This window comes from Methanoculleus sp. UBA208 (genome assembly GCF_002498065.1).
Classification (GTDB): Archaea; Halobacteriota; Methanomicrobia; order Methanomicrobiales; family Methanoculleaceae; genus Methanoculleus.
In genome coordinates this window covers 25,693-35,285 of sequence record NZ_DAFZ01000097.1, presented here as the reverse complement: position 1 = coordinate 35,285, position 9,593 = coordinate 25,693, and the positions used below count along the sequence as shown (strand labels likewise).

Annotated in this window: 12 protein-coding genes; 5 read left to right on the top strand and 7 right to left on the bottom strand. The window is 63.5% G+C overall.

What is annotated here, in order from left to right:
• The 5 genes from BRA62_RS10295 to BRA62_RS10275 all read right to left on the bottom strand — a co-directional run.
• A partial coding sequence (locus BRA62_RS10295) for a metal ABC transporter permease (protein ID WP_292366481.1) occupies positions 1-605 on the bottom strand: 605 nt, incomplete at its 3' end.
• A gap of 2 nt (positions 606-607) precedes the next feature.
• Positions 608-1,375: a metal ABC transporter ATP-binding protein gene (locus BRA62_RS10290; RefSeq protein WP_292366480.1), complete on the bottom strand. Its 768-nt coding sequence runs from the start codon at positions 1,373-1,375 to the stop codon at positions 608-610.
• Entirely contained in the window at positions 1,372-2,277 is a 906-nt protein-coding gene (locus BRA62_RS10285) for a metal ABC transporter solute-binding protein, Zn/Mn family (protein WP_292366479.1), read from the bottom strand. Before BRA62_RS10285 ends, BRA62_RS10290 begins: the two co-directional genes overlap by 4 nt.
• Positions 2,278-2,341: 64 nt before the next feature.
• Positions 2,342-2,785, bottom strand: coding sequence for a metal-dependent transcriptional regulator (locus tag BRA62_RS10280; protein ID WP_292366478.1), 444 nt, complete (start codon positions 2,783-2,785; stop codon positions 2,342-2,344).
• A 52-nt stretch (positions 2,786-2,837) separates the two neighbouring features.
• A complete protein-coding gene (locus tag BRA62_RS10275; protein WP_394339998.1) occupies positions 2,838-4,031 on the bottom strand; it encodes a MiaB/RimO family radical SAM methylthiotransferase in 1,194 nt (397 codons plus the stop codon).
• A gap of 186 nt (positions 4,032-4,217) precedes the next feature.
• Here BRA62_RS10275 and nadX point away from each other — a divergent pair, with 186 nt between their 5' ends.
• The 3 genes from nadX to nadC are packed head-to-tail and all read left to right on the top strand — an operon-like array spanning position 4,218 to position 6,736.
• The gene (gene nadX, locus BRA62_RS10270) at positions 4,218-4,976 is read left to right on the top strand and encodes an aspartate dehydrogenase (protein WP_292366477.1); all 759 of its coding nucleotides are present in this window, start codon (positions 4,218-4,220) and stop codon (positions 4,974-4,976) included.
• Positions 4,977-4,978: 2 nt separating this feature from the next.
• Positions 4,979-5,875, top strand: coding sequence for a quinolinate synthase NadA (gene nadA / locus BRA62_RS10265; protein WP_292366476.1), 897 nt, complete (start codon positions 4,979-4,981; stop codon positions 5,873-5,875).
• A gap of 6 nt (positions 5,876-5,881) precedes the next feature.
• Positions 5,882-6,736, top strand: a complete 855-nt coding sequence (gene nadC, locus BRA62_RS10260; protein WP_292366475.1) for a carboxylating nicotinate-nucleotide diphosphorylase — start codon at positions 5,882-5,884, stop codon at positions 6,734-6,736.
• Here nadC and BRA62_RS10255 read toward each other — a convergent pair.
• Entirely contained in the window at positions 6,675-7,604 is a 930-nt protein-coding gene (locus tag BRA62_RS10255; RefSeq protein WP_292366474.1) for an MEDS domain-containing protein, read from the bottom strand. The genes nadC and BRA62_RS10255 overlap by 62 nt on opposite strands.
• A gap of 229 nt (positions 7,605-7,833) precedes the next feature.
• Positions 7,834-8,259: a hypothetical protein gene (locus tag BRA62_RS10250; RefSeq protein WP_292366473.1), complete on the bottom strand. Its 426-nt coding sequence runs from the start codon at positions 8,257-8,259 to the stop codon at positions 7,834-7,836.
• 104 nt (positions 8,260-8,363) lie between these two features.
• On the opposite strand from BRA62_RS10250, the gene BRA62_RS10245 reads away from it, so the two are divergent.
• Together BRA62_RS10245 and BRA62_RS10240 are read left to right on the top strand one after the other, a co-directional pair.
• Positions 8,364-8,906 carry a HEAT repeat domain-containing protein gene (locus tag BRA62_RS10245; RefSeq protein WP_292366472.1) on the top strand — a complete coding sequence of 181 codons (543 nt, stop codon included), beginning with the start codon at positions 8,364-8,366 and terminating at the stop codon, positions 8,904-8,906.
• 275 nt (positions 8,907-9,181) lie between these two features.
• Positions 9,182-9,556, top strand: a complete 375-nt coding sequence (locus BRA62_RS10240) for a nucleoside deaminase (protein ID WP_292366471.1) — start codon at positions 9,182-9,184, stop codon at positions 9,554-9,556.
• Positions 9,557-9,593: the final 37 nt, after the last annotated feature.

The following is a 9,593-nucleotide window of genomic DNA, read 5'->3' as shown; positions in this document are numbered from 1 at the left end:
GTGAGGAGCGCGATCACCAGGATGATCCCCACCACCCGGATCAGCATAACCACCGTGAGCGCAATCAGCACGAGGAGGAGGAGCGAAAGCCGCTCGACCGGGAGGTTCATGACTGTTGCGTAGTCCGGGTCGAAGGTGACCGCCTGGAGTTCCCGGTAGAGGAGGGCCACGGCGGCGACGATGACGGTCACGAGCACCCCCATCAGCAGGATGTCTCCCCGCGGCACGAGGAGGATGTTCCCGAAGAGGTAGGAGAAGAGGTCGGGAGCGAATCCCGGTGTCAGGTAGACGAAGAGGATACCTATGGCCATCCCGGCCGCCCAGACCGCGCCGATGAGGGTGTCCATCTGCTGCCTGGCACGGAGTTCGAGCGCGCCCATCCCGAGCGCCGTCGCCACGGTGAACCCGGTGGCCCCGAGGAGCGGGTCTATCCCGAGGAAGTAGCCGAGGCCGATCCCTCCGAAGGCCGCGTGAGAGATGCCGCCGCTGACCGAGACCATCCGCCGCACCACGACGTAGGTGCCGATGATCCCGCAGGCGACGCTCGCGAGCACTCCGGCGGCGAGCGCGTTCCTGAAGAACTCGTACCCGAGCACCTCGAACATACTCACTCCTCCCCCGGGTGTTCCGGAAAGACGCGGTGCGGAACCCCATGAGCAATCAGGTCCACCGGGCAGTGGTACGCGGCCTCGAGCATATCCGCCGTGACCTCGTTCGTGCCGTGCGTGTAGAGGCGCCGGTTTAAGCAGGCAACCCGGGTCACGTGCTCCGGGATCACCCCGATGTCGTGGGTCACGAGGACGATCGCCATCCGGTCGCGGAGCCTATCAAGGATCCCGTAGAACTGCGCCGCCGTCGGGGCGTCCACGTAGACCGTCGGTTCGTCGAGGAGCAGCACCTTCGGGTCGCCGACGAGCGCCCGGGCGATGATCGCCCGCTGCTGCTCCCCGCCCGAGAGGTCCCGGATCTGCCGGTCGGCGAGGTCGCCGATGCGCATCGTCTCGATCGCCTCCTCCGTCCGGGCGTGGTCTTCTTCGGCGTAGCGCCGGGGTCTCCGGGTGATGTGGCCGAGGCGGCCGGAGAGGACCATCTCCCGCACGGTGATTGGGTACTCGAAGTCGAATGTCCGGAACTGGGGGACGTAGCCGAGATCTTTGCGCATCTCCGGCCCCGTGCTGCCGAGGATCCGGACTACGCCGCGGGAGGGGGCGAGGAGGCCGAGGATCACCTTAAGGAGCGTCGTCTTCCCGCCGCCGTTCGGCCCGATGACGGCGTAGAACTCCCGTGGGTAAACGGCGAGGCTCACCCCCTCGAGCACGGTGTGGCCGCGCAGCCTGACCCAGACGTCCTCGACCTCGATCACGGGAGCGGTCATGGCCTGCCGCTCTCCGCAAACGCCGAGGCCACGTGCCGCATGTTCGCGAGGTAGTCCTTCGCGAGCGGGCTTACCGTCACCACGGTGGCGCCGATCTCGTCCGCGATAACCTCGGCGCTTCGGGTGGAGTGCTCGGGCGACGCAAATATCACCCTGATCTGCTCCTCTTTTGCCTGCGTGATGAGGTGCTCTATCCTCTGCGGGGAGGGCTCTTTCCCCTCTTCTTCGATCGGGACCTCGACAAAGCCGTAGTCCCGGGCCAGGTAGGCCCATGACGAGTGGTAGACCATGACCTTTGTCACTCCCGATTCGGCGAGCGCCCCGGCGATCTCCGCGTCCAGAGCATCGAGTTCCTCCAGGTAGGCATCGGCGTTCCGGCGATAATCTTCGGCGTTTGCCGGATCGACTTCTGCGAGCCCCTCGCGGATGTTCTCGACCATGATCTTCGCGTTTCTGGGCGAGAGCCAGATGTGAGGATCGGTCCGCTGCTGCCCACCCTCCCCGGTCGAGATCAGGTCGACGCCGCTCGAACAGTCGACGACCAGCATATCGGGGTTCAGGGCGGCGATCTTCTCCTGCCAGGCGAGCTCGAACTCTATCCCCGAACCTACCACGGCATACATATCCGCCTCCGCGACTTCGGCGAGGACCCCCGGCGGAGGTTCATAGGTGTGCGGGTCGGCCCCCGGCGGGACCAGCAGGATAACACGGACGTGGTCGCCCCCTATCCGCTCCACGAACTCCTGCTCGGGCGGTATGGTGACCGCGACGACGACCCGTCCGTCCTGCTGCGGCTCGGTCCCGGCACATCCCGCAGTGGCTGCTGTCAGCAGGAGGACTATGAATGCAGCTGCAATGAGTGAGAAAGGAGTGATATTGCTTTTATCCTGCGATCCCATCATTCTCCGCTCCAGATTTGGTATGGATCTAAATTTTCCTCCATGCAGGGATAAAAACGTTGTGCCGTCACCTCTGCCCATCAACGGAAGGGCAGCAGCAACGGTGATCGTGCTCGATCTCCCCGCAGACGCTCATCATCGGGTGCCCGAGCGACGTACACATCCTGTTGGTGAGGTCCTTTGAGAAGCACTGCTCGATCTTCTTCGCCTCGCTGCAGGCCTCGCCGGGCTCAAGCCCGTAGTGGCTGAGCATCAGGGCGACGATCCGATGGCGCCGGATCAGGAATCGGGCGTATTCGGTGCCAAGGGTTGTGAGTTTCACACCGCGATAGGGCGTATGCTCGATGTATCCTGCTCTTGTAATCTCCGTGAGCGCTTTTGTCACCGTCGAGGGCGCGACCGAGAACCGGGTGGCGATCTCGGTCGTCTTCACGACGTCGCCCTGCATATAGATGTATTTGAGATATTCGGCCTTCTTCGAGGAGAGTTCGTGCCCGGTGATCTCCTGCATGGAAGGGGATATGCAACGCCTGGAAGAAAAAGTTTCGGGGGGGCTAAACCCTCTATCCGGCATCGGACGGGATCAGATCACCGACGACATAGTGCCGCCGGTTCTCCGTGATCACCGCTCTCCCTGAGAACCCGAACGGCAGGTCCTCTGTGATGACGACGTTGAGGTAGCAGGGGTTGCGGCAGACGGTCGATCCCGGCACGTTCTTCTCGGTCGCAACGACCGGTGTCTCCCGCCCGATCCAGCGCTCGTTGTAGGCGTCGTAGATCCGGTTCGCTTCGGCGAGCAGCACCCGGGACCGGTCTTTGCGTATCCTCTCGGGGAGATCCTTTAAGGCGGCGGCGGGGGTGCCGGGCCGCCGGGAGTAGCGGGTGATGTTCACCTTCACGAACGCCGCGCGCTGCAGAAGTTCGAGCGTCCGGCGGAACTCTTCGTCCGTCTCTCCGGGAAACCCGGTGATGAAGTCGGACGAGATCATCATATCCGGGAAGCGTTCCCGGAACGTATCGACGATCCGGACGACATCGGCCGCACGGTAACCGCGCTGCATCCGCTCGAGAACGGTATCGGAACCGGACTGGACGGGGAGATGGAGGAACCGGAAGACCTTATCGTTCCTGAGGGCATCGACGAGGGGATCGAGGATCCCGAGCACCGATGCCGGGTGCATCATCCCCAGCCGGACGGCGAACCGTCCGGGGATTTCCACTATCTCCCGCAGGAGGTCGGGGAGCGACTCGCCCCGGTCGAGCCCCCAGGCGGCCACGTCCTGCCCGGTCAGCTGGATCTCGCAGGCGCCCGACGCGGCAAGGTCCCGGACGGCGTCGAGGATGTCCCGTGCAGGTGCGCTCCTGAGCCTTCCTCGTGCGAGCCGGGTGATGCAGTAACTGCACCGGCCGACGCACCCGCTCGCCACCTGCACCACGCCGATTGCTCCTGCTCCGGGGGTGCCGACGCCGCCGGAGCGCTCGTGGATCTCGTCCGGGTGGATGACGTGCGGCGTGCAGACCGATCGGATCTTATCCATCTGGACGAGCGGCATGCACCCGGTCACGTAGAGATCGCGCCCGGCGAATGCGGCAAGACGGCGGAGCATCTTTCGTTCGGTCGCGCCGATCACCGTGCAGGTGTTGACGATCACGGCGTCCGCCTCCTCCGGCCCGGTCAGCCTGCAGCCGAGACCTTCCAGTATCGCCTCGAGCCTCCGGGTGTCGGCGTGGTTGTAGGTGCACCCGTAACTCTCGATGTAGATCGCTCTCCCCTGCAGATCCTCAAAGGTGATGGTGATCGACTCTCCCTGCGCGCGTTCGGCGGCCGAACCGATCCCGGCGGCGTGATTTCACCTGTCGTTTGGAGGATGTTTTACCTCTCTTCCGGCCGGTTTCGTGCCGAGCACAATCCTTAACCGCTGCTATTACAACTTCTTTATTCGATGATTAAAATAGGGTTGCTGGGATGCGGCAACGTCGGGCATATCATCGCCACACACGCCGAGAGCATCCAGGTTGCCGCCGTCTTCGATATCATCCCCGGGCGGGCGGAGGAACTGGCGGCGCTCTGCCATGCCCGGCCGTATACGGACTTCGACGCTTTCATGCAGGAGGACTTCTCGATCGTCGTGGAAGCCGCCTCGGTCGATGCCGTCAGGTACTACGGCGAGGCGGTCCTCCGCTCGGGGCGGGACATCGTCGTCCTCTCCGGGGGAGCTCTCGCCGACGACGAGTTCCGCGAACGCCTCGTCGAGGTGGCACGGGAGGCGGGAAAGAAGATCCGCATACCGAGCGGCGCCATCACCGGGCTCGATAACCTCAAAATCGGCCAGATCTCGCCGCCGAAAAAACTCCTCCTGCGGACGACAAAGCCCCCCGCGTCGCTCGGGATGACCGCCACCGCCCGGACAGAGATATTTAAGGGGCTGGCGCACGACTGTATAAAGCAATACCCCAAAAACATCAACGTCGCAGTAGCGTTGGGACTTGCTGCCGGCAGGGATGCCGACGTGGAACTCTGGGTCGACCCTGCAGCGGAGAGAAACATTCACGAGATATTCGTCGAGGGCGACTTCGGGGACATCTACGTCCGGGTCAGGAACGTCCCGAGCCCCGATAACCCGGCGACGAGTTATATGGCCGCCCTCTCCATCCTGACGCTCTTGAAGAACCTCGAAAACCCTCTGGTGGTGGGTACGTAACAATGGAAAAGGATATTCGTGCGCTCAAGGCCGAAAAGAGCGCAGTCATCATGGCGCATAACTACCAGCCCATGGAGATCCAGGACCTCGCCGACGTGGTGGGCGACAGCCTCGAGCTCGCGGTGAAGGCGAAGGAGACCGCGGCGGACCTGATCGTCGTCTGCGGTGTCCGGTTTATGGCCGAGACGGCAAAGATCCTCAACCCCGATCGGAAAGTGGTCATCCCGGTGGAGGACGCAGGGTGTCCGCTTGCCGATTTCCTGACCCCGGAGATGATCCGGGAGGCACGCCAGCGGTACCCCGACGCGGCCGTGGTGGTCTACGTCAACAGCACGGCGGGGAGCAAGGCGCTCGCCGACATCACCTGCACCTCGGCAAACGCGGTCCGGATCGTAGCGTCCCTCTCAAACGACACGATCCTCTTCGGGCCGGACGCAAACCTCGCGGCATACGTCCAGCGGGAACTCCCCGAAAAAACGATCATTCCCCTGCCTCCCGGCGGTCACTGCTACGTCCATACGGGGTTCACCCTTGCCGACGTCGAGGCCGCCCGGAGAAAAGGCGGTCAGATCGTCTGCCACCCCGAATGCCCGCCGGAGATCCAGGAGCAGGCCGACCGGATAGCCTCCACGGGGGGCATGGTCCGGGACGCCGCGGCCGGCGGAGACGAGCCCTGGTCGATCTTCACCGAACGGGAGATGGCTTCCCGCCTGCGGGTACTCTACCCCGGAAGAGTCTTTTACGAGAAGCCGGAGGCTGTCTGCGCGGATATGAAGAAGATCTCTCTCGAAGATCTCCGCCGGGCGATCGAGTCCGAGGAGCACGAGGTCATCCTCCCCCCGGAGGTTATGGACCGGGCGCGGCGGGCGATCGAGAGGATGATCGCCATCGGAGCGTGAGCGCGGATGATCCCTATCGAGGATCTGCTCCGTTTTGTCCGGGAGGATGCGCCGTGGGGCGACGTCACCACCGAAGCGGTCGTCCCCGACGTCGCCTGCCGGGCGGTGATCCGGGCGAAGGATGCGGGAATCGTCGCCGGCCTCGAGGAAGCACGGGCGCTCTTCGAGCACTTCGGGGTCGCGGTCCGCCAGCATTCCGCCGACGGCAGGAGGGTTGCCGCGGGAGCGCCCCTCCTCGAACTCGAAGGCCGCGCAAGGGCGATCCTTCTTCTTGAGCGGACGGCGCTCAACATCATCGGGCGCATGAGCGGGATTGCGACCCGGACCCGGGAGTCTGTCGACGCCGTCCGGGCGGTCTCTCCCGACGTGCGGGTTGCCGCCACCCGGAAGACCGCCCCGGGACTGCGGATGCTCGATAAGAAGGCGGTGGTCCTCGGCGGGGGCGACCCGCACCGCCACTGCCTCTCGGACATGGTCCTGATCAAGGATAACCACCTCGCGCTGGTGCCGCTCCCGGAAGCGATACGGAAGGCAAAGGAGCAGAGCCTCTACCGAACGGTCGAGGTGGAGGTCGAGACGGAACAGGACGCAATCACGGCTGCAGTTGCCGGGGCCGATATCATCCTGCTCGACAACATGGCGCCGGACGCGGTCCGGGAGGCTGTCCGGGAGCTCGTCGGGCGGGGCCTCCGGGAGCGGGTGACCCTCGAGGTCTCGGGAGGGGTTGCCGGTGACGACGTCGCCGGATACGCCGCGACCGGGGTCGACGTCATCAGCATGGGCGCACTCACCCATACGGTCAGGAATTTCGATGTGAGTCTGGATATCCTGAAGGGTGCGGGCACGGTCCGGGTTTCGTGACCTGTGCCGGGTCGCGTCCGGCAAGGTCGTGTTTCATGAGGTACTCCCTGACCCCCCTCGATCCCGCCCAGCCGGAGTCGAGCTGCCTGACGACCGCATCGATCTCTCTCGCCTGTTGCCGGATCACATCCGACTGCTCGTTCTCGATCAGATCCGCGATCGCCACGAGCACCTGAAGGGGATGGCGAATCCGGTCGCCAAGGGTCGCGAACTGTTCGATGTTCGCTTCAATCTGGCCGATAACCCACCTCTTCTCTTCATCCGGGGGTGCTGCCTCCCCTGCCAGGGCGATCCGCCGCCATGCCCCGTCCTGCCGGATGACGGCCAGCTGGTGGGTGGAGGCGATCTCCAGCAGTTCGCGTGCCCCGCAGACATCAAGCGGGTAAGCGCAGACGGCGGCGATCCGGCTGTTTTCGATGGCCCGGTTGACCATTGCCTCGTACTCCATGAAAACGTTCCATTCCGCCACTGTCAGCCAGGAGACGTTCCCGGAGATGAACAGGCCTTTGTAACCCCTCTCCTGTGCCTCGAGTCCTTTCCTGACGCAGCCGTGAAATGCAGCGGAGCATGAGAAGCCGCCGTCCCGGCGGTACCATTCGCGTGCGTCCAGGATCTCGATCCGGCCCCGCTTCAGGTGCCGGTCCAGGCCTTTGACGCTTCTTGCGAGGACCTTCTTCGCTTCACCTGTCTGTAGGGGCTCTGCGGTGATCCATACGCAGCAGGCATTCTGCTCCAGCCCCGACTGGAAATAAGGCACCAGGGTATCGATGAGGTCGTGTCGGCTCCGGTAGACGAGGCAGGCATGGGTGCCCCAGGGTGGCCTGGAGAGGACTGTCGTTTCGTCCGTGAAGCAGTCACGATCTGTCAATGCGGCAACATTCCCTTGAATATAAGGTTCGGCTCCGGTGTGCTTCGCACCCCGCCCGTCGGGGTGAGCGGATCGTTGTTCCCGGCTACCTGCGATAGGTGGAATGGAACGTCGGGGTAAAATAGGTTTCCGATCTTTCTGTGGTGCAGGAAAGATCCTTGCCCGGCCGGTATGGGGCTTCGGGCCATAACATTTCCCGAAACGCCCGGATGAACAGTCTGTAGGGGGATCAGGATACGCCGACCGTATCCTCCATCGGGAGTTCGTCCAGGAACGGCATCACTCCTTTGACATACGGCCCGAGTCCCCCCTCCTGAATCCTGAGTTCCCCGTAGGCCACGACCTCAACGACCAGTGGGAGCTCGTCCAGGCGCCGGGTGAAGAGGGGGTCCGACTCGGTGGCGAACCGGAGGAACGCATCCAGGCTGATGAACGGACGTTCCAGGTCCGGGACGTCGCTGTATTCTTGCAGGTCTTCCCGGAGCGTGGAAGACCGGGCAAGGTCTTCCTCGAAGTAGAGGAAGACGTGGAAGTTGTGGCGCTTGCCCATCGTATCGAGGTCCCTGATATCGATCTTTGCTCCCGGGGCGATGCCGAGGCGTTCCAGGTCCGGGGGAAATGTCGTACCCTCCGGTATACCGGTCGGACTCTCCATACTATGGTGAAGGGAGCGAGAGTAGAAAAATGCACCTCCCAAAAGCATCTCCCCCGGGGCAAAACCTTATACCCGGGTGCCCCAAGATGGGCGTGGGGTGGCCTATGGCAGGTGAGGATGCGCCGGTACCGGGAGGAGAGATCGAAGGCCTCGACAGGGAGAAAAAACTTCACAGGTACCTCTCGATGCTTGAATCCGGGGACCTCAACGCCCGGTGGCGGGCCGCGGATGCGCTCGGGGAGCTGGGCGATAGTCGTGCGGTGCAACCGCTTATCGGGGCGCTGGACGACGAGTATGTCGATGTCCGGTGGAAGGCGGCGAAAGCACTCGGGCTCCTTGATGGACGCGAGCCTGTCCTCCCGCTGATACGGAGCCTGGAGGACGACAGCCCCTGGGTCCGTGCAGGCGCAGCATGGGCGCTCGGGAGGATCGGTGATCCCCGGGCAGTCGAACCGCTGATCCGGCTGCTCGACGATGCAAAACCCCGTGTCCGGAGGATGGCGGCATGGGCGCTCGGGAAGATCGGCAACCCGCGGGCCAGGGAGCCCCTGGTACGCCTCCTCGGCGACGCCGACCGCGATGTCAGACTTGCCGGCCGGCAGGCGCTCGACGAGATCGGGACCGAGCGTGAGATCCCGAGCGTCTGACGGGATACTGACTCCTGTTGTCGAATGTCCTTTTTTGGGGTCGCTTCGACCCTGCTGGACTCTCTGTGACGATCTCCGGTTATACGTATACGCAATCGGATACGTTATCCGTCTTGGGCCGGAGGCAGGAGCATCCTTCGGGGAGTAATTTCATCCACCGGATCCGGGATTGCCGTCTCCATTCCGTATGCGTTTATAATCCAGGAAGGACTCCATATATTTGATTGGGCGTTGCAGATGATTTATATACGAAATTGAGCGCCCGGGAGGATACCATGGACTTATTCATGAAATGTGCCATCGAAGAGGCGGAGATCGGGCTGCAGGAAGGTGGAATACCTATCGGGTCGGTGCTGGTGCGGGACGGCCGCATCATCGGGCGAGGACGGAACCGCCGTGTCCAGTACAACGATCCCGTACTCCACGCCGAAATCGACTGCCTGAGGAACGCCGGGAGGATCCAGAACTACGCGGAGTGTACGCTCTACTCCACGCTGATGCCCTGCTACCTCTGTGCGGGAGCAGCCGTCCAGTTCGGGATCGGGAAGGTCGTGGCGGGGAATCGGCAAACTTCCCGGGAGCGCGGGAGTTCCTCGAGTCCCACGGGGTCGAGGTGCTCGACCTGGACCTCGACGTCTGCAAAACGATGATGCAGGCGTTCATCGAGAAACACCCCGACCTCTGGTA

Bases quoted from the DNA above. Each gene is read 5' to 3' on its own strand.
- nadA (WP_292366476.1), top strand. From the start codon at position 4,979: ATGGAAAAGGATATTCGTGCGCTCAAGGCCGAAAAGAGCGCAGTCATC.
- BRA62_RS10245 (WP_292366472.1), top strand. From the start codon at position 8,364: ATGGCAGGTGAGGATGCGCCGGTACCGGGAGGAGAGATCGAAGGCCTC.
- BRA62_RS10290 (WP_292366480.1), bottom strand. From the start codon at position 1,375: ATGACCGCTCCCGTGATCGAGGTCGAGGACGTCTGGGTCAGGCTGCGC.
- nadX (WP_292366477.1), top strand. From the start codon at position 4,218: ATGATTAAAATAGGGTTGCTGGGATGCGGCAACGTCGGGCATATCATC.
- nadC (WP_292366475.1), top strand. From the start codon at position 5,882: ATGATCCCTATCGAGGATCTGCTCCGTTTTGTCCGGGAGGATGCGCCG.
- BRA62_RS10250 (WP_292366473.1), bottom strand. From the start codon at position 8,259: ATGGAGAGTCCGACCGGTATACCGGAGGGTACGACATTTCCCCCGGAC.
- BRA62_RS10285 (WP_292366479.1), bottom strand. From the start codon at position 2,277: ATGATGGGATCGCAGGATAAAAGCAATATCACTCCTTTCTCACTCATT.
- BRA62_RS10280 (WP_292366478.1), bottom strand. From the start codon at position 2,785: ATGCAGGAGATCACCGGGCACGAACTCTCCTCGAAGAAGGCCGAATAT.
- BRA62_RS10240 (WP_292366471.1), top strand. From the start codon at position 9,182: ATGGACTTATTCATGAAATGTGCCATCGAAGAGGCGGAGATCGGGCTG.